Source organism: Terrabacter aeriphilus, assembly GCF_039542985.1.
Taxonomy (GTDB): Bacteria; Actinomycetota; Actinomycetes; order Actinomycetales; family Dermatophilaceae; genus Terrabacter; species Terrabacter aeriphilus.
The window spans coordinates 336080-359976 of the sequence record NZ_BAABIW010000006.1 but is presented as its reverse complement, the minus strand read 5'-3'; the positions used below and the strand labels follow the sequence as shown (position 1 = coordinate 359976).

The 23897-nt window shown below is 75.0% G+C and carries 25 protein-coding genes and 1 riboswitch; of the genes, 11 read left to right on the top strand and 14 right to left on the bottom strand.

Features of this window, described 5'->3' with window-relative positions; genetic code table 11:
• Positions 1 to 33 precede the first annotated feature (33 nt).
• Positions 34 to 792: a YqjF family protein gene (locus tag ABD979_RS03895; protein WP_345506127.1), complete on the bottom strand. Its 759-nt coding sequence runs from the start codon at positions 790 to 792 to the stop codon at positions 34 to 36.
• Between the two features lie 73 nt (positions 793 to 865).
• Between ABD979_RS03895 and ABD979_RS03890 the strand changes: the two genes are divergently transcribed.
• On the top strand, positions 866 to 1849 hold the full coding sequence (locus tag ABD979_RS03890) for an L-lactate dehydrogenase (RefSeq protein WP_345506126.1): 984 nt from the start codon (positions 866 to 868) through the stop codon (positions 1847 to 1849).
• A gap of 20 nt (positions 1850 to 1869) precedes the next feature.
• Positions 1870 to 2592 (top strand): TetR/AcrR family transcriptional regulator, encoded by a 723-nt coding sequence (locus ABD979_RS03885; protein WP_345506125.1) that lies wholly within the window; start codon positions 1870 to 1872, stop codon positions 2590 to 2592.
• Here ABD979_RS03885 and ABD979_RS03880 read toward each other — a convergent pair whose 3' ends face one another.
• The gene (locus ABD979_RS03880; RefSeq protein WP_345506124.1) at positions 2593 to 2976 is read right to left on the bottom strand and encodes a VOC family protein; all 384 of its coding nucleotides are present in this window, start codon (positions 2974 to 2976) and stop codon (positions 2593 to 2595) included. It lies immediately after the preceding gene.
• Positions 2977 to 3064: 88 nt separating this feature from the next.
• On the opposite strand from ABD979_RS03880, the gene ABD979_RS03875 reads away from it, so the two are divergent.
• The 4 genes from ABD979_RS03875 to ABD979_RS03860 all read left to right on the top strand — a co-directional run bounded on the left by ABD979_RS03875 (position 3065) and on the right by ABD979_RS03860 (position 7328).
• Positions 3065 to 3775, top strand: a complete 711-nt coding sequence (locus tag ABD979_RS03875) for a TetR/AcrR family transcriptional regulator (protein WP_345506123.1) — start codon at positions 3065 to 3067, stop codon at positions 3773 to 3775.
• A gap of 10 nt (positions 3776 to 3785) precedes the next feature.
• Entirely contained in the window at positions 3786 to 4601 is an 816-nt protein-coding gene (locus tag ABD979_RS03870; RefSeq protein WP_345506122.1) for a thioesterase family protein, read from the top strand.
• Between the two features lie 120 nt (positions 4602 to 4721).
• Positions 4722 to 6335 carry a L,D-transpeptidase family protein gene (locus tag ABD979_RS03865; RefSeq protein WP_345506121.1) on the top strand — a complete coding sequence of 538 codons (1614 nt, stop codon included), beginning with the start codon at positions 4722 to 4724 and terminating at the stop codon, positions 6333 to 6335.
• A gap of 69 nt (positions 6336 to 6404) precedes the next feature.
• A complete protein-coding gene (locus ABD979_RS03860; RefSeq protein WP_345506120.1) occupies positions 6405 to 7328 on the top strand; it encodes a helix-turn-helix transcriptional regulator in 924 nt (307 codons plus the stop codon).
• A gap of 103 nt (positions 7329 to 7431) precedes the next feature.
• On the opposite strand, the gene ABD979_RS03855 is transcribed toward ABD979_RS03860, so the two are convergent.
• Both ABD979_RS03855 and ABD979_RS03850 read right to left on the bottom strand, forming a co-directional pair.
• Entirely contained in the window at positions 7432 to 7860 is a 429-nt protein-coding gene (locus ABD979_RS03855) for an OsmC family protein (protein ID WP_345506119.1), read from the bottom strand.
• 40 nt (positions 7861 to 7900) lie between these two features.
• On the bottom strand, positions 7901 to 8914 hold the full coding sequence (locus ABD979_RS03850) for an LLM class flavin-dependent oxidoreductase (RefSeq protein ID WP_345506118.1): 1014 nt from the start codon (positions 8912 to 8914) through the stop codon (positions 7901 to 7903).
• A 98-nt stretch (positions 8915 to 9012) separates the two neighbouring features.
• On the opposite strand from ABD979_RS03850, the gene map reads away from it, so the two are divergent.
• Both map and ABD979_RS03840 read left to right on the top strand, forming a co-directional pair.
• Entirely contained in the window at positions 9013 to 9795 is a 783-nt protein-coding gene (gene map, locus ABD979_RS03845; RefSeq protein WP_345506117.1) for a type I methionyl aminopeptidase, read from the top strand.
• Positions 9792 to 11237, top strand: a complete 1446-nt coding sequence (locus ABD979_RS03840) for a hypothetical protein (RefSeq protein WP_345506116.1) — start codon at positions 9792 to 9794, stop codon at positions 11235 to 11237. The genes map and ABD979_RS03840 overlap by 4 nt, the downstream gene beginning before the upstream one ends.
• A 30-nt stretch (positions 11238 to 11267) precedes the next feature.
• On the opposite strand, the gene ABD979_RS03835 is transcribed toward ABD979_RS03840, so the two are convergent.
• On the bottom strand, positions 11268 to 11729 hold the full coding sequence (locus ABD979_RS03835) for a hypothetical protein (RefSeq protein ID WP_345506115.1): 462 nt from the start codon (positions 11727 to 11729) through the stop codon (positions 11268 to 11270).
• Between the two features lie 24 nt (positions 11730 to 11753).
• Between ABD979_RS03835 and ABD979_RS03830 the strand changes: the two genes are divergently transcribed.
• Positions 11754 to 12035, top strand: coding sequence for a hypothetical protein (locus tag ABD979_RS03830; protein ID WP_345506114.1), 282 nt, complete (start codon positions 11754 to 11756; stop codon positions 12033 to 12035).
• Between the two features lie 129 nt (positions 12036 to 12164).
• Here the strand turns inward: ABD979_RS03830 and ABD979_RS03825 are convergent, their stop codons facing one another.
• The 7 genes from ABD979_RS03825 to ABD979_RS03795 form a co-directional block, all read right to left on the bottom strand.
• On the bottom strand, positions 12165 to 13379 hold the full coding sequence (locus tag ABD979_RS03825) for a pyridoxal phosphate-dependent aminotransferase (RefSeq protein ID WP_345506113.1): 1215 nt from the start codon (positions 13377 to 13379) through the stop codon (positions 12165 to 12167).
• A 154-nt stretch (positions 13380 to 13533) separates the two neighbouring features.
• Complete coding sequence (locus tag ABD979_RS03820) at positions 13534 to 14109, bottom strand: hypothetical protein (RefSeq protein WP_345506112.1); 576 nt, start codon at positions 14107 to 14109, stop codon at positions 13534 to 13536.
• Positions 14110 to 14113: 4 nt separating this feature from the next.
• Positions 14114 to 15718, bottom strand: coding sequence for a polyprenol phosphomannose-dependent alpha 1,6 mannosyltransferase MptB (mptB, locus tag ABD979_RS03815; RefSeq protein WP_345506111.1), 1605 nt, complete (start codon positions 15716 to 15718; stop codon positions 14114 to 14116).
• Positions 15711 to 16307 carry a histidine phosphatase family protein gene (locus tag ABD979_RS03810; RefSeq protein WP_345506110.1) on the bottom strand — a complete coding sequence of 199 codons (597 nt, stop codon included), beginning with the start codon at positions 16305 to 16307 and terminating at the stop codon, positions 15711 to 15713. Before ABD979_RS03810 ends, mptB begins: the two co-directional genes overlap by 8 nt.
• A gap of 2 nt (positions 16308 to 16309) precedes the next feature.
• The gene (locus tag ABD979_RS03805; protein WP_345506109.1) at positions 16310 to 16822 is read right to left on the bottom strand and encodes a hypothetical protein; all 513 of its coding nucleotides are present in this window, start codon (positions 16820 to 16822) and stop codon (positions 16310 to 16312) included.
• Between the two features lie 55 nt (positions 16823 to 16877).
• Positions 16878 to 19232, bottom strand: coding sequence for an ATP-binding cassette domain-containing protein (locus ABD979_RS03800; RefSeq protein ID WP_345506108.1), 2355 nt, complete (start codon positions 19230 to 19232; stop codon positions 16878 to 16880).
• A 7-nt stretch (positions 19233 to 19239) separates the two neighbouring features.
• The gene (locus tag ABD979_RS03795; protein ID WP_345506107.1) at positions 19240 to 19881 is read right to left on the bottom strand and encodes an ECF transporter S component; all 642 of its coding nucleotides are present in this window, start codon (positions 19879 to 19881) and stop codon (positions 19240 to 19242) included.
• Positions 19882 to 19963: 82 nt separating this feature from the next.
• Positions 19964 to 20080: riboswitch (TPP riboswitch) on the bottom strand.
• Positions 20081 to 20143: 63 nt separating this feature from the next.
• On the opposite strand from ABD979_RS03795, the gene ABD979_RS03790 reads away from it, so the two are divergent.
• Both ABD979_RS03790 and ABD979_RS03785 read left to right on the top strand, forming a co-directional pair.
• Complete coding sequence (locus ABD979_RS03790) at positions 20144 to 20584, top strand: DUF4235 domain-containing protein (protein WP_345506106.1); 441 nt, start codon at positions 20144 to 20146, stop codon at positions 20582 to 20584.
• 126 nt (positions 20585 to 20710) lie between these two features.
• Positions 20711 to 22129: an MBL fold metallo-hydrolase RNA specificity domain-containing protein gene (locus ABD979_RS03785; RefSeq protein WP_345506105.1), complete on the top strand. Its 1419-nt coding sequence runs from the start codon at positions 20711 to 20713 to the stop codon at positions 22127 to 22129.
• Positions 22130 to 22138: 9 nt separating this feature from the next.
• Here ABD979_RS03785 and ABD979_RS03780 read toward each other — a convergent pair whose 3' ends face one another.
• Complete coding sequence (locus ABD979_RS03780; protein WP_345506104.1) at positions 22139 to 23137, bottom strand: zinc-dependent alcohol dehydrogenase family protein; 999 nt, start codon at positions 23135 to 23137, stop codon at positions 22139 to 22141.
• 78 nt (positions 23138 to 23215) lie between these two features.
• A complete protein-coding gene (locus tag ABD979_RS03775; RefSeq protein WP_345506341.1) occupies positions 23216 to 23869 on the bottom strand; it encodes a response regulator transcription factor in 654 nt (217 codons plus the stop codon).
• Positions 23870 to 23897 lie beyond the last annotated feature (28 nt).

Sequence of the window (23897 nt, the reverse complement as noted above, 5' to 3'; positions counted from 1 at the left end):
CCGGCGGGCGGCGTCGGCCGCCCGCTGCAGGGGTCAGGCCACCCGGGAGGGCCGCCCGAAGCGGGTGGCCACACCGGGCGACCACAGCGCGCGCAGCCGCGGTCCGGTGGCCGTGACGCCGCTCGCCCCGAGGAGGTCGTCGTCGAGACCGACGACCTCCGCCTCGTGCAGCGGCCACGGCTCGTGCTCGTTCGGCACCCAGATCGTGCGTCCCGCCACGCGGGTGTGCGCGCCCCAGCGGGCCGTCAGCCACGTCTCGAGCGGCGTCGGCTCGACGCGCTGCCCGACGCGCACGCTGAGCCGGCTGCGCAGGCCGCGCGCGGGCGCCCACCGCCGGCTCTCGTAGGTCACGACGTCGCCGTCCCGCTCGAGCCGCATCCGCGCCCAGGTGTAGGGGATGCCGAGGCCGGCGCGGGCGGCGAGCACGACGAGCGCGCGCTCCGTCTCGAGCGAGCGGAAGAGCACGCCGTGCCGGCCCGCGTCGTCGACGGAGTAGAGCCGGATGTTCGTCTCGAGGAAGCTGCCGAGCCACGGCAGCCGGGGCGACGGGGCCCGCCCGAGCCGGATGCCGTCCATGACGAAGGGCACGAGGGCGGCATACGTGCGCCCGTCGGCGAAGACGTCGGGACGGGTGCCCGCGGGGAAGAACGGCGCGACCGCGTCCGGGTCGACGGGCCAGTGCACGAAGGTCAGGTCGCGCCACACCTGGTCGAAGACGACGGGTCGGCGCAGCGCGGGCGGGGTGACGGGGTAGCCCTCGAGGGCGGCGCTGGAGGCCGGTGCTGCGTCCACGAACCCATCGTCGCACCTGCGCGGGCGCACTAGCGTGGGGGCGACGGCCCGGGCGACGCGCGAGGAGCGGACCATGACGGTGGAGGCACTGGCGGAGGACACGCGTCGGCGACGCACGACGAAGCTCGGCATCGTCGGCGCGGGTGCCGTGGGGGCGACGCTCGCGTATGCCGCCCTGATGCGGGGCGTCGCCCAGACCGTCGCGCTCTACGACGTCAACACCGCCAAGGTGCGCGCGGAGGCCCTCGACCTCAGCCACGGCATCCAGTTCGTGCCGATGGCCCACGTCGAGGGCTCGGACGACGTCGAGGTGCTCGCCGACTCCGACGTCGTCGTCTTCACGGCCGGGGCCAAGCAGAGGCCCGGCCAGTCGCGGCTCGACCTCGCCGAGTCGACGATCGGCATCGTGCGCTCGATCCTGCCGCGGCTCGTCGAGGTCGCACCCGACGCGGTGCACGTCATGGTGACGAACCCCGTCGACGTCGTGACCTACGCCGCCCTGCAGATCTCCGGGCTGCCACCCGCGCGGCTCTTCGGCTCGGGCACCGTGCTCGACTCGTCCCGGCTGCGCTTCCTGCTCGCCGAGCACATCGGGGTGGCGGCCCAGAGCGTGCACGCCTACGTCGTCGGCGAGCACGGGGACTCCGAGCTGCCGCTGTGGGACTCCGCCTCGGTCGGCTCGGTCCCGCTGCTGCGGTGGCGCACGCCGGACGGCGCCGTCGCGCTCGACGCGGCCGCGCGCGAGCGGATCGCCGCGGACGTCGTGCAGTCGGCCTACCGCGTCATCGAGGGCAAGGGCGCGACGAACTACGCGATCGGGCTCGCCGCCACGCGCATCATCGAGGCGGTGCTCTACGACGAGCACCGCATCCTGCCGGTCTCCTCGCTGCTCGACGACTACTACGGCATCGGCGACGTCTGCCTCTCCGTGCCGGCCATCGTGCACGCCGGCGGGGTCGGTGACCGGGTCGAGGTGCCGATGACCGACGCCGAGCTGGGCGGGCTCCGGGCGTCGGCGGAGGCGGTGCGCGCGACGGCCCGGCGCTTCGGCTTCTGAGGCGGGAGCAGAATGGGGACGTGACGCCGTCCGCAGCAGCACCCGGCCCCGAGGCGGGAGCGACCGCACCCGTCGGGCCGAGCGCGCCGTCCCGGGCGACGTACCACCACGGCGACCTGCGGCGGGCCCTCCTCGAGGCCGGCATCGACCTCGCCCGCGAGGGCGGCCCCGACAAGGTGGTGCTCCGGGAGGCCACGCGCCGCGTCGGCGTCTCCGCCAACGCCGCCTACCGGCACTTCACCGACCGGGGCACGCTGCTCGAGGAGGTGGTCTCCCGGGCCCAGGCGCGCGCGGCCGACGTCATCGCCGCGACCATGGACGCCGTGCCCGACCGGCTCGACGCCCGGGCCCGGGCCCGCGCCCGCTTCCGGGCCGTCGGGGTCGGCTACCTCCGCTTCGCGATGGACGAGCCCGGCCTGTTCCGCACCGCGTTCGCCGTGCCGGTCGACCTGCGCCGGTCCGGTTCGGCCGACGCAGCCGGGCAGTCCGGACGCACACCGTTCCAGCTGCTCGCCGACTCGCTCGACGACATGGTCGAGGTCGGCGTGCTGGCGGCCACGCAGCGACCCGGCGCCGAGCTGCTCGCCTGGTCGGCGGTGCACGGCATGGCGATGCTCGCCCTCGAGGGCCCGCTGCGCGACCTGCCCCCCGGCGCCGTCGACGCACTGGCGCCGCGGCTCGTGCGCATGGTCGACCTGGGGCTCGGCCTGCCCGACGGCCTCACCGACCCGGCGCCCGGCTGATCAGACCCACTCGACGAGCTGGACGACGAGTCCGTTGGGATCGCGGTACTGCACGTAGCGCTCGCCCCAGGGCTCGGTCTCCGGTGGGGTGACGACCGGCACCCCGGCTGCCACGAGGCGCTCGTGGGCGGCGTCGAGGCCCTCGACGACGAAGGCCAGCAGCAGGCCCGGGCCCGCCGCACCCGCCACCTCGGCCGGCTTGAAGGAGGCGAGCCCGGTGCGCAGCAGCACGACGTTCGACCCCCCGGACGGGTGGCTCAGCGAGACGAAGCCGTCGGCCCGCATCTCGACGGCGTGGCCGAGGTGCTCGACGAGGAAGGCGGCGGACGCCTCGGGGTCGGCGACGTTGAGCGAGATGGCGGAGCCGGTCACGGTGACGGTCATGGGACACCCTCCTGGGTTGTTTCCGTATGGCGTACGGATCGTTAACGTACGGCATACCGGATCTGTTCCGACGACCGACGGAGGATGCATGGGCAGCGTGCGCCTGCTGTGGCGCCACGAACGACCCCAGCCCGCCCGCCCGGGGCGCCGCCCCCGCATCGGCGTCGACGACGTCGTGACCGCCGGCATCCGGGAGGCCGACGCGCACGGGCTGCACGACGTGTCGCTGCGGCGCGTGGCGGAGCGCCTCGGGGTCGGGGTGATGACCCTCTACGGGCACGTCGACGACAAGGCGACGCTGCTCGAGCTCATGGTCGACCAGTGCCGGCTCGACATGGCGTGGAGCCCGCTCGCCGGGACGCCACGCGTGATGCTCGAGCAGGTGGCGGAGGAGAACCTCGCGCTCTTCGCGGCCCACCCGTGGCTCGCCCACGTCGAGACCGAGCGCGCCGTGCTCGGCCCGGGCACGCTCGGCAAGTACGAGCGCGAGCTCGCGGCCGTCGAGCCCCTCCCCCTCGACGACGCGGCCAGGGACCAGGCGCTCGCGCTCGTGCTGACCTTCGTGCGGTCCTCGGCGCGCGCGCTCGAGGCCGCGGCGGGCGAGCGCACGCAGGAGTCGCCGGAGCAGTGGTGGGCCCGCGAGGGCGCCGAGCTCGCCGCCCTCGGCGTCGAGGAGCGCTACCCCCGCGCGAGCCGCATCGGCCGGGCGGCGGGCGAGGCCATGGACGCCGCGGCCGACGCCCGGGCCGCGCACCGCTTCGGCCTCGACGTCCTCCTCGGCGGCCTGGACCGCTCCTAGGGTGGGGCGGGTGAGCACCGACCGGACCACAGGCCTCGACCACGACACCCCGGCCTCCTACCGACGGCTCGGGCCCGGGCACTACGCGCCGACCGTGCACACCCAGGGCGCGTGGCGCGACGACGAGCAGCACATGGCTCCCGTGAGCGGCCTGCTCGCCCACGAGATCGACCTGCACGAGCCGCGCGAGGGACTGCTGCTCGCGCGGCTCTCCTTCGACATCCTCGGTGTCATCCCCGCCCGGCCGAGCCGTGTCGAGGTGCGTACGACCCGGCCGGGGCGCACCATCGAGCTCGTCGAGGCGACGATGACCGTCGACGACCGGGCGGTCGTGCGCGCCCACGCGTGGCGCCTCGCGGCGCACGACTCGACACCGGTCGCCGGCGTCGAGCTCGAGCCGATCCCCGGTCCCGACGACCTGCCCGCGTGGGCCGGCACCGACACCTGGGAGGGGGGCTTCATCGCCGGGCTGGAGTTCCGGGCCGACCCGGCGCGCCGCCCCGGCCGCACCCGCACCTGGATCCGCGCCCGGCACCCCCTCGTCGACGGCGAGCTCGTCTCCCCCACAGCGGATCTCGTCCGACTCGCCGACACCGCCAACGGCATCGCGGTGCGGGTCTCGCCGAAGGAGTGGATGTTCCCGAACGTCGACCTCACGGTGCACCTCCTCCGCGAGCCGGTGCGCGGCTGGGTCGGGTTCGACACGCGCGTGTCGATGGGTCCGACCGGGCTCGGTCTGACGTCGACGACGCTGCACGACGAGCAGGGTCCGGTCGGCCGCGCCGAGCAGATCCTCACGGTGCGCCGGATGCCGCCGCCGCGCTGAAGAACCCCGCGGGAACCGTTGCGCGCATAGCGGGCCAAACCGGCCTCGGCCTGCCACAATGAGGGGCGCGGTCGCGCGCACTCCACGCACCGCGAGGCGGTCAGGACACCAGGGGACACCGTGAGGACCAACCGCATGGACCGGGGGCGGGCCGTTCGGGCGCTCGCCGCCACGCTCGTCACGACGGCGCTCGTCGCCGCCGCTCCGGCCGCCCGCGCCGACGACCTGACCGGCACGCCGGCCCCGACCACGTCGGGTTCCGCACCGTCGACGACGGCGGCCGGCCCGGCGGAGGCGACCACCGCGACGGCAACCGCGACGGCAACCGCGACGACCGCCACTCAGACGACGCCGACCACGACGGCCCCGACCACGACGGCCCCGACCACGTCGACCCGGACCACCCCGGCCCCCACGACGACCGCCCCGAGCCCCGTCGTGCTGCGCAGCGGTGACACCGGCTGGGCCGTGCAGGACCTGCAGGCGCGCCTCGCCGTGCTCGGCATCGCCTCGGGCTCGGTCGACGGCCGCTACGACAGCGCGGTGGCTGCCGCCGTGCGCACCTTCCTCACGGCCAACGACCTGCCCGGCACCGGACAGCAGGTGACGCGCGACGCGTGGGCCACCCTGGTGAAGCAGACCGCCTCGCGTCTCGTCATCGCCTCGGGCACCCAGGGCAACCGCGTCAAGGACCTCCAGGTGCGTCTGCGCCTCGTCAAGGCGGACTACTGGACCCTGCGGATCTCCGGCGTCTACGGCTGGACGCTGGGCCAGAGCGTGCTCGCCTTCCAGCGGGCCCAGCACCTCCCCCAGTCGGGCGTCGTCGACGAGCGCACGTGGTCGCGCCTCGTGCGCCTGACGTCCACGAAGGTGCTCGCCAAGGAGGGCACGAAGAGCAACCTCGTCAAGGACCTCCAGGTGCGCATCCGCATCGTCCGCCCGTCGTGGTGGACGTTGCGGATCTCGGGCTACTACGGCTGGACGCTCGGCCAGAACGTGCTCGCGTTCCAGCGCACCTACGACCTGCCGCAGTCGGGTGTGCTCGACCAGCGCACCTATGACCAGCTCGTGTCGAGGACCCGGTCGCCGCTCGTGGTCAGCACCAGCGCGTCGGTCATCACCGTGCGTGAGCTGCAGCGCCGCCTCGGCGCCAAGAAGCTGTGGCCGTATGCGTTCTCCGGCGTCTACGGGTGGACGCTCGGCCAGAAGGTGCTCGCCTTCCAGCGCACCTACGACGTGCCGCAGTCCGGCGTCGTCGACGCGCGCACCTGGGCCCGCCTGCGCGCCCTCACGTGGACGCCCGGCACGTTCGACCAGCACCGCTACCTCTCCGGCGCCCGCCCCCTCATGCCTGCCGCGTCGTCGCTCGACAAGCGGTGCCGCACCGGTCGGGTCATGTGCGTCGACAAGGACACCCGCACCCTCACCTGGGTCGTCGACGGCAAGCCGCTCATGGTGATGTGGGCCCGCTTCGGCAAGAAGGGCCTCGAGACGCGCGAGGGCACCTTCCGCGTGTCGCGCAAGTACGAGTACGTCATCTCGAACCTCTTCTTCACGCCGATGCCCTACTCGATGTTCTTCTCGGGCGGCCAGGCCGTGCACTACTCGTCGAACTTCGCGCGGCTCGGCTACGCGAGCGCGAGCCACGGCTGCGTCAACATCGCCGACCACGCGCAGATCAAGGCGCTCTTCTTCAAGGTCCGCGTCGGCGACAAGGTGGTCGTCCACCACTGACCGGGTTCCCTTGCCCACACAGCAAAACCGATCAGGTATGCGTGGGGTGGCGGAGCGCAGGATCGTGACGTGACCGGACCCCGAGACACCTTCAGCGCCTGGCTGGACGTGCTCGTCGACACCCTCGACGAGCCCGGCCTGACGGGCGAGCAGATCGCGGGCCGGCTGCACCTGTCACGGTTCCACCTCGACCGCATCGTCAGCGCGGGCGCCGGTGAGGCGCCGAGCGCCCTGCGCCGCAGGGTGCTGCTCGAACGCTCCGCCTACCGCCTCGCCGCGAGCCGCCGTACCGTCCTCGACGTCGCCGTCGAGGCGGGCTACGGCTCGCACGAGGCGTTCACTCGGGCGTTCCGTCGCGCCTACGGCTCGACGCCCAGCGCGTGGCGCCGGGCCCCGGGGACGATCCGGCTCGAGGCGGCCAACGACATCCACTTCCACCCGCCCGGCGGCATCCGCCTGCCGGCCCAGCGAAAGGTCACCGCCATGGACCTCGTGCAGAAGATGGTCGAGCACCACATCTGGCTGACCGGCGAGCTCATCGAGTGCGCCACCGCGCTCACCGACGAGCAGCTCGACGAGCCGATCGTCATCGGCATCGACGACGACCCCGACCCCTCGACCCTGCGCCGCATCGTCAGCCGGCTCGTGGGCCAGATGGCGATGTGGAACGCGACGATGGCCAGCCGCGACTACGACTTCTCCGTCGAGGAGCACGAGTCGCTGACGTCGGCGCGGCGCCGGCTCGCCGAGGCCGCGCCGGTCTTCCTCGGCCACGTGCGCGACGCCGTCGAGCAGGGTCGGCTCGACGACGTCTTCGTCGACGCCTCGAGCGACCCGCCCTACGTCTGCTCCTACGGCGCGATGGTCGCGCACGTGCTGACCTTCGCCGCGCACCGGCGCACCCTCGCGGTGCGCGCGCTCGAGGCGCACGGGGTCACCCGGCTCGGGTGGGGCGACCCCATCGAGTGGATCGACGCCGCGCACCGCGCCTGACGGCATACGGCCTCGGGCGCCCGGAACGGGCTTCGGTCGGGTGACCTGTCACCCGAACGGATGCAGGTCGCCGGACCGAAGCGCTGTCGCGGGACCGGGCCCCTCACTCGACGGTGGTCGTGACCGGCTGACCCAGCTCGACGGTGCGGCTGACCGTGCACCACTCGTCGTGCGAGCGCCTGACGAGCTTGGGCAGCATCTCGCGGGCCGCGTCACCGCCGTCGCCGTCGGGGAAGCGCACGCGGAAGCGCACCTCGATGTCCTGCAGGTGGTTGCCGTGCTCGTCCTTGACCTTGTCGGCGGTCACCTCGACCTCGAACTGCTCCGGCTCGGCGCGCCGGGTCGTCACCGTGTCGACGTCGACGGCCGTGCAGCCGGCGATGCCGGCGAGGAGCAGCTCGACGGGCGAGAGCTCGTCGGTGCCCGAGCTCGTCGTGATCGAGCCGCCGCGGTCGTTGCGCACCGTGTAGCGCCCGACGGCGTCACGGGTCAGGGTGACGCGGCGCAGGTCCTGGGGGTCTCTCTCGCTCATGGGTGCAGCCTCTCAGACGTCGGTCGGGAGCCGGGCGCGGTCAGAGCCAGGCGTCCGCGAGCAGCTCGTAGGAGCGCAGGCGGTCCTCGTGGTCGTGGGCGCCGCACGTGACGACGACCTCGTCGACGCCGGTCGCCTCGACGAAGCCGGCGAGGCCGTCGCGCACCTCGTCGGGAGTGCCGACGAGCGACACGCGCGTCATCTCGCTCACGGCCTGGCGCTCGGCCGGCGACCACGTCGCCATGAGGCTCGCGATGTCGCCCTGCGGCTCGGGCAGCCCGGCCCGGCGGCCGGTGACGATGCCGTGGAAGCGCTGGAGCACGCTCGTGAAGAGGCGCTCGGCCTCTTCGGTGGTGTCGGCCACCATGACGTTGACGCCGGCCATGGTGCGCGGGGCGTCGAGGCCGCCGGGCTCGGTCGAGGGCGTGAACCGCGAGCGGTAGACCTCGAGGGCGCTCATCAGCGCGGCCGGTGCGAAGTGCGAGGCGAACGAGTAGGGCAGGCCGAGCGCGGCCGCCACCTGGGCACCGCCGTGGCTCGAGCCGAGGATCCAGATCGGCACGTGGGTGCCCTCGCCGGGGATGGCGCGAACCCTGGCGTCGGGGTCGGGGTCACCGAGGTAGCCGATGAGCTCCTCGACCTCGCCGGCGAAGTTCATCGCGGCGGCCTCGCTGCGGCGCAGCGCGCGCGTCGTGAACGGGTCGGTGCCCGGCGCCCGGCCGAGGCCGAGGTCGATGCGCCCGGGGTGGATCGTCGCGAGCGTGCCGAACTGCTCCGCCACCACGTAGGGGGCGTGGTTCGGCAGCATGATGCCGCCGGCACCGACCCGGATCGTCTCCGTCTGGTCGGCGACGTGCCCGATGAGCACCGCCGTCGAGCTCGACGCGACGCCGCGCATGTTGTGGTGCTCGGCCATCCAGTAGCGCTGGTAGCCCCACTTCTCCGCGTGACGGGCGACGTCGACGGTCGAGGCGATCGCCTCACCGGCGGTGCCGCCGTCGAGGACGGGCACGAGGTCGAGGATGTTCAGCTGGGCTGTCGGGGCAGGACTCACGTGGGTGCCAACGGGCCACGCAGGCCCCGGTATTCCGCGCCCGGCTTGCGAACGCCCCGCGCGGCGGGATAGGTGTGGGGCACCTACAGGGAGAGACCATGATCGAGATCTTCACCCCCGCCGAGCTGCCGCGCGCCCGCGCGGCGGGCCGCGTCGTCGCCGACGTGCTGGCCGAGCTGCGTCGCCGCACCACCGTCGGCACGACCCTGCTCGAGATCGACGCCTGGGCGAAGGAGCTCATCCTCGGTGCCGGTGGCGTGTCCTGCTACGTCGACTACGCGCCGTCCTTCGGGCGCGGCCCGTTCGGCCACTACGTCTGCACGTCGGTCAACGACGCCGTGCTCCACGGGCTCCCGAACGGCTACGTGCTCGCCGACGGCGACCTGCTGACGCTCGACCTCGCCGTGCTGACCGACGGCATCGCCGCCGACTCCGCCATCAGCTTCATCGTCGGCGAGGCCCGACCCACCGAGAGCGTGGCGATGGTCGTCGCGACCGAGCGCGCGCTCGCGGCCGGCATCGCCGCGGCCCGGCCGGGCGCCCACCTGGGCGACGTCTCGCACGCCATCGGCTCGTCGCTCTCCGCGGCGGGCTACCGGGTCAACACCGAGTTCGGCGGCCACGGCATCGGCTCGACGATGCACCAGGACCCGCACGTGCCCAACACCGGCCGTCCCGGGCGCGGCTACCGGCTGCGCGAGGGACTGCTGCTCGCCCTCGAGCCGTGGGTCATGCTCGACACGGCCTCGCTCGTCGTCGACCCCGACGGCTGGACGCTGCGCAGCGCCACGGGCGGCCGGTCCGCGCACAGCGAGCACACCATCGCGATCACCGCCGACGGCGCCGAGATCCTCACCCTGCCGAGCACGCAGCACCCGTGAGCGGAGCGACCGCGCGGCGGCGCGTGCTCGTGCCCGTCGTCCTGCTCGCCGCGTTCCTGGTGAGCGGCGGGGTGACGCAGGCCGTCACGCCGTTCATCCGGCAGGACGACTGGGCCTTCCTGCTGCCGGAGGGCACCCCGGGTGCCGTGCCGCCCTCCTACTACAACGCGAGCGAGGGCCGCTGGCTCAACAGCGCGTGGTGGTGGCTCGTGGGCCAGCACGGCACCACCCTGACGGCCGCGCTCACGTATGCCGTGGCCTACGCCCTGCTCGTCGCGGGCGCCTGGCGCGTGCTGCACGTCGCCGGCATCCGTCCTCGTCCTGCTGTCGACGCGCTCCTCGGCGTCGCGCTCTACGCGTCGTGCGTCTGGGTGCAGTTGCTCTACTGGCCCGGCACGCTGACACCCTCGGTCATGTGGGGGGCTGCGGCGCTCTGGCTCCTGCCGTGGGCCACCCGGCGCCGGGCCCGCCTCGCCGCCTGGCTCGTGCTCGGCGCGGCCGGCGCAGTGCTCACCTACCCCCCGACCGGCGTCGTGCTCCTCGTGCTGGCGGTCGTGGCGCTCGGAGAGGCGCGGTGGCGCCGGATCGGGCTCACCGTCGTCACGTGGGGCGTGGGGTTCGCGGCCGGCATCGGCGTGGCCTACACGCTCAACCTCGTGCTCAACGGGCACTTCGGCCTCCAGCTCGCGGCCTGGCGCCACGCCAACCCGCTCACCTCGCCCGCGGCACTCGTCGAGAACGTCGGCCGGTGGCTCTCGACCGCCGGTGAGCTGTGGTCGGCCCAGTGGTGGGTCGCCGTCGTCGCCGTCGTCGCGATCGCCGTGGGCTGGCGCGACCCGGCCGTGCGGCCCCGGCTGCAGCGCCTGCTCGTCGCTCTCGTCGTGGCCTGCGGGGTCGACGCCGCGCAGACGGTCGCCACCGGCCTCGTCACCGAGGCGCGGGGCCAGCTCTGGAGCTGGCTCGCGGCGGTGCTGCCGGCCGCCCTGCTCCTGCTGCCGCGCGACCACCACACCGACCGGCCGACGCCCGGCCGGCGTGGGATCCTCCGGCGCGAGTCCGTCGGAGCAGCCCTGCTCGCGGTGCTGGCGGTCGGCGGGGTGCTCGCCTGGCGGGCCGACCTCGGGCCCCACCAGGCCACCCGCGCGCAGTACGCCGCGATCGCCGCCGCCGCGGCCGCCCATCCCGCGGCCACGCCGACGCCGACGATCGTCGTCTACCAGGACCCCGCCGTGCGCGAGACCCGCGACGGCCGGCTCATGGCGAGCACCCTCTTCATGGCGGTCCAGCAGGAGCGCGGCTCGGTGCCGCGCTGGTGCGTCGGGGTCGAGTGCCGCGTCATCGGCGAGCAGGCCGACCGTGCGTCCGTCGTCCAGCTCGGCACCGCGTCGGACGGGTCGCCGCTCGTCGGCATCGTCGTGCCCCGGCCGCCCGACTGGCTCTGAGGCCCGGCCCTCGGGCCCGGGGCCGGGCGGTCAGGGCAGCCGCAGCTGGCCGATCTGGTCGTCGTGGTCGGGGCAGAAGGTCTGCACGCCGGCGGCCATCAGCTGCTTGGTGCGCAGGGCCTCGCCGGTGTTCGCCAGCGGCTTGCCGGTCTCGTCGTCGACGGCGATCTGCGCGAGGTCGACCCCGCCGTTCTGCAGCGCCCAGCAGGTCGTCGTGCCGGTCTCGATGTCGTCGTCGACCGTGGCGCCGGTGACCGTCGCGCCGAGCTCCTGCGCGGCCAGCACGAAGTCGGCCTCCTCCGCGGAGATGCTCGGCCGCGCCTCGGCGACGCCGGCCGGCAGGTCGGCGAGCGTCGGCTCGGAGCCGCCGCACCCGCCGAGCACGAGCACGGCCACGACGCCGGCACCCGCCAGGGCTCCCCTGCTCCACCGGCCGGGTCGGCCGGGTCGGCCTGCGTGGCTGGCTCGGCTCGTTCCACCGCGCTCGGTCATGGCTTCCATCGTTACCCTGAACGCGTGAGCGAGCCCGAACGTCCCCGCCTCGCGTCCGGCGCCCGGTTGGCCGCCGACGCACCGCTGGCCCGTGGCGCGGTGGCGGCCGCCCTCTCGGCCGTCGTCTTCGGCTTCGTCTTCCTGCCGCAGGTGCTCGGCCTGGCCCTGGCCGGCCTCAGCCTGGCCCGCCGCGAGACCGGTGGCCGTCGACCGGCGCTGCTCGCGGTCGCGATCAGCCTGGCGCTCACGCTCGTCTGGGCCGTCGTGCTCGGCCTGCTCCTCAAGTGGTGGGCCCGCTCCCGCTGACCCGCCGCGCCACCTGACCTGCCGCCCTGCCGACCCAGGCCACCGGCATCCGGCCACGGCGGGCTCGCCGAGCGGAGCAGCGCCCCCGCGCCACCGGCATCCGGCCACGGCTGGCTCACGGGGCGGGGGCTACTGGGAGTAGGTGGCGAGAAACTTCTCGAGGCGCCCGACCGCGTCCTCGAGCTCCTCGACGCGGGGCAGGAAGACGATGCGGAAGTGGTCGGTGGTCGGCCAGTTGAAGCCTGTGCCGTGCACGACGAGCAGCTTCTGCTCGCGCAGCAGGTCGAGGGCGAAGCGCTGGTCGTCGCGGATGTCGTGGACCTTGGGGTCGAGCCGCGGGAAGAGGTAGAGCGCCCCCTCGGGCTTGGTCACCGAGACGCCGGGGATGGCGTTGAGCATCTCCCAGGCGACGTTGCGCTGCTCGAGCAGCCGGCCACCGGGCAGGATCAGCTCGTTGATCGACTGGTAGCCGCCGAGCGCGACCTGGATCGCGTGCTGCGCCGGCACGTTGGCGCACAGCCGCATGTTGGCGAGGATGTCGAGGCCCTCGATGTAGTTGCGGGCGTGCTCCTTGGGGCCGGTGATGGCGAGCCACCCCGACCGGAACCCCGCGACGCGGTAGGCCTTGGAGAGCCCGTTGAAGGTCAGGCACAGCAGGTCGGGCGCGAGCGAGGCGATCGAGGTGTGGGTCGCCCCGTCGAAGAGGATCTTGTCGTAGATCTCGTCGGCCATGACGATGAGCTCGTGCTCGCGCGCGACCTGCGCGATCGCCTCGAGCACCTCGCGGGGGTAGACCGCGCCGGTCGGGTTGTTCGGGTTGATGACGACGACGGCCCGGGTGCGGTCGGTGATCTTGCTCCGGATGTCGTCGACGTCGGGCGCCCAGCCGGCCTGCTCGTCGCAGACGTAGTGCACGGCCGTGCCGCCCGCGAGGCTCGCCGCGGCCGTCCACAGCGGGTAGTCGGGCGCCGGGATGAGCACCTCGTCGCCGTTGTCGAGCAGCCCCTGCATCGCCATGACGATGAGCTCGCTCACCCCGTTGCCGAGGTAGATGTCCTCGACGCCGAGGGCCGGGAAGTAGCGCAGCTCGTAGTGCTGCTTGACGGCGCGCCGGGCCGACAGGATGCCCTTGCTGTCGCTGTAGCCCTGCGCCGTCGGCAGCTCCTGGATGACGTCGACGAGGATGTCCTCGGGCGCCTCGAAGCCGAACGGCGCCGGGTTGCCGATGTTGAGCTTGAGGATGCGGTGCCCCTCGTCCTCGAGCCGCTTGGCCTCGGCGAGCACGGGCCCCCGGATCTCGTAGCAGACGTTCTGCAGCTTCTTGCTCTGGGTGACCGCGCGCATGGGGCAAGGGTCGCACCCCACCCGGCGAGTCTCCGGGCGATTCCCACCATGTGACCTGACGTGTCCGTCACGTCCCCGTGCCGAGCAGGTATGCCGGGTGGCCCGGTCAGCGCCCCGGTCAGCGCCCCGGTCAGCGCCCCGGTCAGCGCCCCGGTCAGCGCCCCAGGCAGCCGAACGCGGAGGCGGGGCTGCGGGCCGTGAGCGCCTCGACGAGCTGGTTCATCGACGCCGCCGAGACGTCGATCGTCAGCTCGTGGCCGGCGACGTCGCGCGAGAGGTGCGCGACGACGGGCGCGGGGGCCGCGCCGGACGACTGCCGCCAGCCCTTCTGGAGCAGGAAGCCGACGAGCTCGGCCGCCTGCGGGCCGGTCGAGGGCGGGTAGGTGCGGGTGACGCTGCCGTCGGTGGCCTCGCGGCAGGGCGGGACCTCACCGTGCCCGAGCGGGGTCATCGTGCGGTCGAGCTCCTCGACCTGGTGGGCGAGGGACGTGTAGGCCGCGAGGTCGTCGGCGTGCACCCGGCCGGCCCAGGCCCAGCCGCCGAAACCGACGAGGCCCACCACGACGAGCGCGAAGGCGGCCAGCACGGCACGTCGACGCCGTCGCCGGGCCCGAGGCTCCGGAGCGCGCCCGTCCGGAGCGTCCCGGGCGACACCACTCGGCACCGGGCGCGGTCGGGAGCGGTGCCCGCGACCGGCCTCGGCCTCGTCGACGAAGCCGGAGTCGCTCACCGGGTCAGTCTCGGGCACCCCGGTCCGGACCGGAAGCACGTGCGGCAACTGTCGCCGAGCCGTGACGCCGCAGCAGGGGCCGGTCGAGGTCGAGCAGGCCGGGCCAGTCGGCGCGCCGGACCGTGCGCAGGCCGCGGCGCACGACGAGGACGAGCACGACGAGCGCGAACGGCACCCCGACGACCGTCGTCGTGAGCCCGAGGCTGTAGCCCTCGGGGAGGGTGGCGAAGCAGACGACGGTGGCGACGACGGCGAGCGGCCCCTCGAGGCGGTCGCGCCACAGGGCGCCGAGCGACACGGCGAGCGGCGGCAGCATCCAGAGGTAGTACCAACCGAGGAAGACGGGCGCGAGCACGACGACGGCGAGCATCGCCCACCCGATGCCCCGCACCGGCCGCAGCCGCGCCTCGGCAGCCGCCTCCTCGGCGGACAGGCCGGCGGTGTCGGCCGGCTTGAGCGCGGCGAGCCAGACGAGCACGAGCAGCACCGCGAGCACGACGAGCGCGACCGCCCGGGCGGCGGCGATGCCGGCGTCGCGCCACTCCTCGTGCCCGAGCAGGTGACCGACCGCGCCGACGGCGATGCCGACGGACGTCGGCAGGGAGGTCCACTGCTCGTTCTTGCCCGGGGTGCCCGTCGGGTTGAGCCAGGAGAACCCGAGGCCCGTCAGCAGGCCACCCAGCAGCATCGGGACCCCGGCGCCGACGACGGTGGCGAGCCCCGCGCGGACGACCTCCGACCAGCGCACGGATGCCGCCGCTCCCGTCCGCGCCGCCCGCCCCGTCGCGAGGTGGCGGGCCCAGAGGACGGCGACGAAGGGCAGCGCGACGACGGCGGTGACCTTGACCATGGCCCCGAGGGCGATGACGACGCAGGCGAGCCCGAAGCGCCGCCGCAGCGCGAGCGCGACGCCGCCGAGCACGGCGCCGACCATGAGGGCGTCGTTGTGCGCCCCGCCGACGAAGTGCGCCCCGACGAGGGGCACCGCCACGCCGAGCCACGTGGCGCGCACCGGCGACCACCCGAGCCGGCGCGCGACGTCGGGCACGGCCCACGCGAGCACGACGACCCCGGCGACGGCGAGCAGGCGCAGCAGCAGGAGCGCCACCCAGAGCTCCCCCGAGACGGCGGCCACCGCGCGGGCGAGGAGCAGCCAGACGGGGCCGTAGGGCGTGGGGCTGTCGAGCCAGGTGGGCGCGGTCGAGCTGCGCCACGGGGAGTCGAGCTCGCGCACGACGTGGTCGTAGGGGCTGAGCCCCTGGTCCCACAGCAGGCCCTGGGCGGCGTAGGAGTAGAGGTCGCGGCTGTAGAGCGGCATGGCGAGCACGAGCGGGCCGAACCACAGCGCCGTCGTCGTCCACCACCACCGGACGCCGACGTCGGCCTCGCGCAGCCGCCACCACGCGACGACGAGGACGGCGAGGGCGAGCACCGACACGGTCGCGAGCAGGGGCGAGCCGCCCTGGCCCGACCAGGCGGCCACGCCGGGCCAGAGGACGCCGGTGTTCGGCCGGGGCAGCGCGCCCGAGCCCCACGAGGCCGCGGCGAGCACGACCGCCCCGGCGCAGCCGGCCCAGCGCCACGCCGCGGGGCGACGCGCGTCAGCCATGCGTGACCGGCTCGTCACCCCACGCGAGCAGTCGCCATCCCGAGCGGGGGTCGCCCTCCATCGTCACGACGTGCGCGTTGTCGAGCCGGCGCCCGTCGAAGAACTCGGGCGGCAGCCCGAGGGACGCCGAGCACCAGACGCGCATCGCGGCGCCGTGGCTCACCGCGACGGCCGAGGCGTGCCCGTCGGCGGCGATTCGCGCGATGGCGTCGTCGTAGCGCGCGAAGAAGCCGGCGCCGCTCTCGCCGCCGGGGATCGCGTGCGCGGGGTCGTCGCGCCAGCGGATGACGGCGTCGACGTAGGGCTGCCAGTCGGTCGACATCTCGTAGTCGCCGGCCTGGATCTCGCGCAGGCCGGGCAGCACCACCATCTCGAGCCCGAGGAGCTCGGCGAGGGGCCCGGCGGTCTGCTGGGTGCGCACGAGGTCGGAGGTGTAGATGGCCCCGAGGTCCTCGCCGCCGAGGCGGTCGGCGAGCGCCCGTGCCTGGGCCCGGCCCTCGTCGGTCAGGTCGAGGCCGGGCACCGCGGTGTCGAGCTGGCGGGCGACGTTCGCGTGGGTCTGCCCGTGGCGCACGAGGAAGAGTCGCATCGTCACAGCCCCTTGACGGTGACGCCGCTCAGGCACTCGACCCCGGTCCCGGGGCCGGTGTGGAAGCTCGGGATCGACACGGGGGCGGTGGCGCCGGGCTCGAGCGTGATGTCGACCTCCTTGCCGGCGACGTCGCTGCCGTCGGAGCGCTTGACGATGAAGACCGCGACGGTGAACGTGTGCTTCTCCGTGTCGGAGTTCGTCAGGGTGCCGGTGAAGCTCCACACCCCACCGGTCGCCTCGCAGGACGCGTCCGTCAGGCTCGAGGCGGCGTCGAAGAGCTCGCCGTCGCTCGGCTCGACCGACGGGTCGATGACGTCGTCGCTCGGGGTGACCGCGGTGATCGTCGGCTGCACCGGCACGCTCACCGTGGGGGCCACGCCGTCGTCCGGGGACGGCTGCGGCTGCCCGCACGCGCCCAGCGCCGCCACGAGCGCCCCGGCGGCGCACCACGCCCCGGCCGTCCGGAAGCGGTGAGCAGCGGCGTCCCGACGGAGTCGGCCTGTCCTGGGCACGAGCGGCCCCTTCCTGTCGCGAGGTGTGCGCGGCCCATTGTGCCCCGGACGGCGGTCAACCCAGCAGCAGCCGGGCCGCCACGGCGGCCACGACGACGAGCAGGCCCGCCCCGACGGCGACGGTGTCGGCCGCGCGCCACGGCGCGGGGCCGGCCCACGTGCGCCGCCGCGCCTCGGCGAAGCCCCGGGCATCCATCGCGAGCGCGAGGCTCGACGCCTGGCCGAGCGCACCGACGAGCAGTCCGCCGGTGACGACGACGGCCTCCCGGGCCCGGGCGGCCACGGCGTGCCGGCCGGCCTGCACCCCGCGCACGCGCCGGGTCGTCATCAGCTCGCGCCACAGGGCGTCGAACGACTGCAGCCGCTGGAGGGCGGCCGTCGCGGCGACGACCGGTCGCGCCGGCAGGTGGAGGCGCTGGGCGAGGTGGTCGCCGAGCGCCTCCGGGTCGAGGTGGCCCACGACGACCGCCGAGGGGACGAGGAGGCAGAGCACCCGCAGGGCCGCCCCGGCCGCGACCTCGAGGTCGCGCCCGCCGAGCAGCCAGGCCGACCACGCGACGCCGGCGACCGCGACGACGGCCGGCACGAGCCGGGCCGCGACGCCCCGGATGCGGCCCTGCGGGGCGGGGCCCGCTCCCGGGGCGAGCAGCGCGAGCAGGGCCAGCACCACCTCGACGCCGAGGACCACGAGGCCCTGGCGCCACGTGTCGAGGAGCGCCGGCAGCGGGAGCACGCAGAGGGCGGCCGCGAGGAGCGCGAGCGGTCCCGCCCGCGCCACGAGCGGGCGCCGGGCCTGCTCGGGCGGGGTCGTCGGGGTCGTCGGGATCCCGGCCGGCGCGGTGACGGCGAGCACGTCGTCGGCGGACGCGACGACGCCCGCGTCGTGGGTCGCGACGACGACGGCCGCGCCCTCCTCCCGCGCCGCGGCGAGCAGGCCGGTCACGGCGGCCCAGGTGCGGCGGTCCTGCCCGACCGTCGGCTCGTCGGCGAGGAGGAGGGCCGGCGCGTGCGCGACGGCTGACGCCATGGCGAGGCGGCGCTGCTCCCCACCGGAGAGGTGACGCGGGTCGGCATCGGCCAGGTGCTGCAGCCCCAGGGCCGCGAGGAGGGCGTCGGCGCGCGCGGCCGCCATGGCGGGGTCCAGGCCGAGGGCGTCCGGTGTCGTCAGCACGTCACCGCGGACGGTCCGCCCGAGCATGGCGGTGGAGGCGCGTTGCGGCACCCAGGCGACGGCGCGGGCGACCTCCGGCGACGTCCACCGGTGGGGCGGACCGTCGACCGTCGCCTCGTGGGGCACGGTGAGGCTCACCCGCCCTGCGGTGGGCTCGCGCAGGCCGCCGAGGGCGGTGAGCAGGGTCGACTTGCCCGCCCCGCTCGGCCCGACGAGGGCGAGGGCGCGGCCCGACCGCGCGACGAGGTCGGTGCCGTCGACGGCGAGCGTCGTGCGCGAGGGCTCCCCGAGCCGCCGGCTCCGGTGCTCGACGCGCAGGCCACGAGCCCGCACGACGACCTCGCCGACCGACGCGCCACCGGCCACGACTCCACCGGCCACGACTCCACCGGCGGCCCTCGACCCGACGGGGGGCAGGTCGACGCGGAGCGGCTCGGGCTCTGGCAGACCGGGCACCCAGATGCCCTGCCTGGCAAGGGAGTCCGCGTGCTGCTCGAGGACCTCCCCCGGCGGGCCGTCGGCCACGACCTGGCCGTCGTCGTCGATCACGACGAGCCGGTCGACGAGGTCGACCCAGCCGTCGAGCCGGTGCTCCACGACGACGAGCGTCAGGCCGCGCCGGGTGGCGACCCCGTCGACGACCCGGCGCACCTGCGCCGCCGTGGTCGCGTCGAGCATGGCCGTCGGCTCGTCGAGCAGCAGCACGGACGGCTCCATGGCGAGGGCGCCGGCGAGGGCGAGCCGTTGCGACTCGCCCCCGCTCAGCGTGTCGGGGCTGCTCTCGGGCGGCATCGTCAGGCCGACCTCGGCCAGCACCGCGGCCACCCGCGCCGGCATGTCGGCCGCCGGGCAGCCGACGTTCTCGAGGCCGAAGGCGACGTCACGTCCGATGCTGGACGCGACCCGCCCGGCACCCGGGTCCTGGAGCACGAGGCCCACAGCGCCCGGAATCGATTGCGGCGCAAGCTCGCCCACGGTCACGGCGCCGGAGAGGTCCCCCGCGTCGGCCGTGTGGAGCAGGCCGGCGACGGCCCGGAGCAGCGTGGACTTCCCCGAGCCGCTCGGCCCGGCGAGCAGCACGCGCTCTCCGGGCGCGACGTCGAGGTCGAGGTCGCGCAGGACCGGCCGGGCCCGGCCGTAGGGTCGCCAGGTCAGGTCGCGGACGCGGATGCCCGCGCCCGCCGCCGCCCCGGCCAGGGTCTCCCCGGTCGTGGCGCCCGGCGCGTCGGCAGGTGGCACGGACGGGTCAGACCGCACGCCGCTCGCGCACCTCCTGGCCGGGCGGGAAGGGGTTGAGGGCCCCGGCCCCGGCCAGCAGCCGCGTGAGGCCGAGCGCGAGCAGGGAGCCGAGCACGGCCACGCACCCGCCGAGGAGCAGCAGGTAGGACACCTTGTAGCCCCAGCCCCAGTCGCTCCAGTACGAGTACCACTCGTAGACGGCCTCGAAGGCGCCACCGAGGAAGCCGCCGAGCAGCAGCGGGCCCCAGCGGTAGACGGCATACCCGAACGCGGCGAAGCCGAGCTCGACCCCGAGGCCCTGCAGCAGCCCCGAGACGACGGTCGTCAGGCCCCACTGGGTGCCGACGAGCGCCGAGACGACGGCCGCGAGCAGCTCGGTGAAGACGGCCGCGCCGGGGCGCCGGATGACGAGCATGCCGACGATGCCGGCGACGAGCCAGGGCCAGTTGAAGAGGGCGCCGAGCGGCGGGAAACCCGCCGAGACGACGCCGGAGGGAACGGCGTAGACGAGGCCCCAGGCCCAGTAGGCGACGCCGAAGGCGACGCCGAGGAAGGCGCAGGTGAGCAGGTCGATGGTGCGCCAGCGGGTGAGGGGGCCGCTCGCCGTGATGGTGCGGGCCCTGCCGGTGGACGTGGTGGTGCTGGACATGTGTGACTCCCGGGCTCCAGTGGAAACGAGTGGATACCTGGGGGAGGTCACCGGGTGACGTCGTTGCGCGAGCCCTCCGGCGACCCGAGAAATCCCGACTTCCTTCGCCGGTGCTAACCGGAGCAGGTTCGAGGGTCTGCGGCTGGGCCGTCTGGGCTGCCGCACTCTCAGCGCGAAGGGCGCTCCCCTGTCGTGATGAACGGGTGGTGCTCTTCAGTTGTGGGCCCGACTCTACTCCCGGCTCCGTGGGTACAGTTCGGGCATGGCTTCCAAGCGCACGAAGAAGGCCGCCGCCAAGGCCGGCGGGACGCAGCACTCCCCGGCCGGGGGTGCGGTCTACAAGATCCTCAGCGTCGGCTCGACGATCCTCGCGACGAAGATCGCCACCGACGCCGCGCAGAAGGGGTGGAAGCTCGCCACCGGCCGCAACGTGCCGGTCAAGGGCGACTTCGAGCGCGAGCGCACCCGCGACGTCATCCTCTTCACGGCCCTCTCGTCGATGGCGGTCGCGGCCGCCCGCGTCGCCGCCGAGCGCGGCGCGGCGACCTACTACCGCCGCTCGACCGGCCACCTGCCCAAGGCGCTGGAGGAGAACACGGCCTCCCCCGACGACAAGAAGGCGCACCGCAAGCTGGCCAAGGCCAAGCACAAGGCCGAGAAGGCGACCCAGAAGGCCATCGACAAGGCGACCGGGAGCCGCTGACCCCGCACCGCACGGCAACGGCCGCCTCGGCTCTCGCGGGACCTAAGCCCCTGGCGGGTCCGCACCCGTGGGGGCGACGCTGGGACCGTGGGCCACAGCCCGTCGGCCCCGTCGCGGAGGTGCACGATGGCCGACCTCACCACCTCGGGCCACGCGCCCGTGCTCACCTTCCTCGGCGCGGCCGGCACGGTGACGGGCAGCAAGTTCCTGCTCGACGCCGGGGCCCGCCTCCTCGTCGACGCCGGCCTCTACCAGGGCGAGCGACGGTGGCGGTCGCTCAACTGGGACTCCCTGCCGCTGCCGCCGGACAGCCTCGGCGCCGTGGCGCTATCGCACGCCCACCTCGACCACTGCGGCTACCTGCCCGCCCTCGTGCGCGGCGGCTTCGCCGGCCCGGTGCTCGCCACGTCGGGCACGGCCGCCCTCGCCGCCATCGTGCTGCGCGACAGCGCGCACCTGCAGGAGGAGGAGAGCGTCGCGGCCCGCCACGGCGGCTGGTCGAAGCACGACCCGCCGCTGCCGCTCTACACCGCGGCCGACGCGGAGCGCGCCATCGCGCTCATCGAGCCCCAGGCATACGGCGAGGCCGTGCGGGTCGGGCCGGAGGGGGTGGGCGGGGTGGGCGGCGACGTCACCGTCGCCTTCGTGCGGGCCGGTCACATCCTCGGGTCGGCGAGCACGCTCGTGCAGGCGGGCGCGGCCTCCGTGCTCTTCTCCGGCGACCTCGGCCGCACCTCGCACCCGCTGCTGCTCGGCCGCGACCGCCCGCCGGCGGCCCGCACCGTCGTCATCGAGTCGACGTACGGCGACCGCGTGCACGAGCAGGGCGACCCCGACCACGCCGGTCTCGCCGACGCGATCCGGCGCACGGTGCGGCGCGGCGGGTCGGTCGTCATCCCGGCGTTCGCCGTCGACCGCACCGAGATCGTCCTGCTCGCGCTGGCCGACCTCCGCGAGCGCGGCGAGATCCCCGACGTGCCGGTCTACGTCGACAGCCCGATGGCCCTCGCCGCGCTCGAGGTCTACCGGGCGGCCGCGCACCGCGCCGAGACCCGCCCCGGCGCCGTCGACGCGATCACGGCGCTGCCCGACCTGCGGGCCGTGCACACCGCGGAGGAGTCGATGCGGCTCAACACTCCGGGGCGCCCGTCGGTCATCGTCTCGGCGTCGGGCATGGCGACGGGTGGGCGCGTCGTGCACCACCTCGAACACCTCCTGCCCCAGGCGCGCAACACCGTCGTGCTCACGGGCTACCAGGCGGTCGGCACCCGGGGTCGCGCCCTGCTCGACGGCGCGCGCGAGGTCAAGATCGCCGGGCGCTACGTGCGGGTGCGGGCCGAGGTCGTCAGCGACCCGACGTTCTCGGTGCACGCCGACGCCGGCGAGCTCGTCGCCTGGCTGGGCGAGCTCCCCCGGCCCCCGGAGTCGGTCTACGTCGTGCACGGCGAACCCGCGGCCGCCGAGGCGCTCGCCGCGCGCATCCGGGCCGAGCACGACTGCGCGGTCGCCGTACCGCGGCTCGGCGAGCGGGTGCTGCTCGACTGAGCAGCGGCGTCAGACGACGAGCACGGCGGCGCCGTGCACGCGCCCGGCCTCGAGGTCGGCGAGCGCGCGGTCGGCCTCGTCCATCGGGACCGGTGTCGTCGCGACGCGCAGCCCCAGCCGGTCCGCGAGGGCCAGCAGCTCCTCGCCGTCCTGGCGGGTGTTGCTCGTGACGCTGCGCAGGCTCCGCTCCCGGAAGAGGTGGCGCTGGTAGTCGAGCACCGGCACGTCCGAGAGGTGGATGCCGGCCACCGCGAGGGTGCCGCCCGGCCCGAGCGCCTCGAGCGCCACCGGCACGAGGTCGCCCGCCGGGGCGAAGAGGATCGCGGCGTCGAGCGGCACGGGCGGCGCCGCGGTGGGGCCGCCGACGGATGCCGCGCCCAGCTCGGTCGCGAGCGCCCGCGCGCCCGCCCCTCGCGTCAGCACGTGCACCTCGGCGCCCTGCGCGACCGCGACCTGCGCGGTGAGGTGCGCGCTCGCGCCGTAGCCGTAGATGCCGAGACGGCCGCCCGGCGGCAGCTCGGCACGCCGCAGCGCCCGGTAGCCGATGATGCCGGCGCAGAGCAGCGGCGCGGCCTCGACGTCGGAGAACGAGGTCGGCAGCCGGTAGGCGTACGCCTCGGGCACGACGGTCCACGGCGCGTAGCCCCCGTCGGCGTCCCAGCCGGTGTAGCGCGAGGCCGGGCAGAGATTCTCCCGACCCGACCGGCACCACCGGCAGGACCCGCACGTCGACCGGAGCCACGCGACGCCGACCCGGTCGCCCGGCACGAACCGGCGGGCGCCCTCGCCGAGCACCGCGACCTCGCCGACGACCTCGTGGCCGGGCACGAGCCGGTGCCGGTGCCGTGGCAGGTCGCCCGTCACGACGTGCAGGTCGGTGCGGCAGACCCCGCAGGCCCGCACACGCACGAGCACCTCCCCCGGCCCGGGCTCCGGCACGGGCAGCTCCGCCCGCACCAACGGCCTCCCGCGCAGCGGTCCGGGCTCGTCGACGACCCATGCCTCCATGCTCCCGATCCCACCGCGACCGGCCCGGCCGGGCAAGGGGCCAAGGTCCCACCCTCCGGCGGGTGGGGCGGGAGCGGGTCAGGCGTCGCCGACGCGCACGAGCCCGGTCTCGTAGGCCAGCACGACCATCTGCACGCGGTCGCGCAGCCCGAGCTTGGCGAGCACCCGCCCGATGTGCGTCTTCACGGTGGCCTCGGCGACGAAGAACGACGCCGCGATCTCGGCGTTGTTGAGGCCGCGGCCGACGGCCTCGAGCACCTCGCGCTCGCGCTCGGTGAGCACGTCGAGGCGCTCGAGCCCGCTCGGGGCGGCGGGGGTGTCGAGCACCGGCAGGAAGCGGTCGAGCAGGCGGCGCGTCGGCCCGGGTGCCACGACGGCGTCACCCGTGTGCACGGCCCGGATCGCCGCGAGCAGCTCGGACGGCCCGGCGTCCTTGAGCAGGAAGCCCGCCGCGCCGGCGCGCAGGGCCGCGTAGACGTACTCGTCGAGGTCGAAGGTCGTCAGGACGAGCACCTTCGGCGTCTCGCCCCGCTCGACGATGCGCCGGGTGGCCTCGATGCCGTCGAGGCGGGGCATCCGGATGTCCATGAGCACGACGTCGACAGCGCGCCCGGGCAGCGCGTCGAGCGCGGCCTGGCCGTCGGCGCACTCGGCGACGACCTCGATGTCGGGCTCGGCGTCGAGCACCATGCGGAAACCGGCGCGCACGAGCGCCTGGTCGTCGACGATCATGACGCGCGTCGCGGCGTCGGTGCCGGCG

Coding starts and splice junctions, on each gene's coding strand:
- map (WP_345506117.1), top strand. CDS start 9,013: ATGATCGAGATCTTCACCCCCGCCGAGCTGCCGCGCGCCCGCGCGGCG.
- ABD979_RS03875 (WP_345506123.1), top strand. CDS start 3,065: ATGGGCAGCGTGCGCCTGCTGTGGCGCCACGAACGACCCCAGCCCGCC.
- ABD979_RS03825 (WP_345506113.1), bottom strand. CDS start 13,379: ATGCGCGCGGTCACCCAGAGCAAGAAGCTGCAGAACGTCTGCTACGAG.
- ABD979_RS03855 (WP_345506119.1), bottom strand. CDS start 7,860: ATGAGCGAGAGAGACCCCCAGGACCTGCGCCGCGTCACCCTGACCCGT.
- ABD979_RS03810 (WP_345506110.1), bottom strand. CDS start 16,307: ATGCGACTCTTCCTCGTGCGCCACGGGCAGACCCACGCGAACGTCGCC.
- ABD979_RS03780 (WP_345506104.1), bottom strand. CDS start 23,137: ATGGAGGCATGGGTCGTCGACGAGCCCGGACCGCTGCGCGGGAGGCCG.
- ABD979_RS03785 (WP_345506105.1), top strand. CDS start 20,711: ATGGCCGACCTCACCACCTCGGGCCACGCGCCCGTGCTCACCTTCCTC.
- ABD979_RS03790 (WP_345506106.1), top strand. CDS start 20,144: ATGGCTTCCAAGCGCACGAAGAAGGCCGCCGCCAAGGCCGGCGGGACG.
- ABD979_RS03880 (WP_345506124.1), bottom strand. CDS start 2,976: ATGACCGTCACCGTGACCGGCTCCGCCATCTCGCTCAACGTCGCCGAC.
- ABD979_RS03795 (WP_345506107.1), bottom strand. CDS start 19,881: ATGTCCAGCACCACCACGTCCACCGGCAGGGCCCGCACCATCACGGCG.
- ABD979_RS03835 (WP_345506115.1), bottom strand. CDS start 11,729: ATGACCGAGCGCGGTGGAACGAGCCGAGCCAGCCACGCAGGCCGACCC.
- mptB (WP_345506111.1), bottom strand. CDS start 15,718: ATGGCTGACGCGCGTCGCCCCGCGGCGTGGCGCTGGGCCGGCTGCGCC.
- ABD979_RS03775 (WP_345506341.1), bottom strand. CDS start 23,869: ATGATCGTCGACGACCAGGCGCTCGTGCGCGCCGGTTTCCGCATGGTG.
- ABD979_RS03890 (WP_345506126.1), top strand. CDS start 866: ATGACGGTGGAGGCACTGGCGGAGGACACGCGTCGGCGACGCACGACG.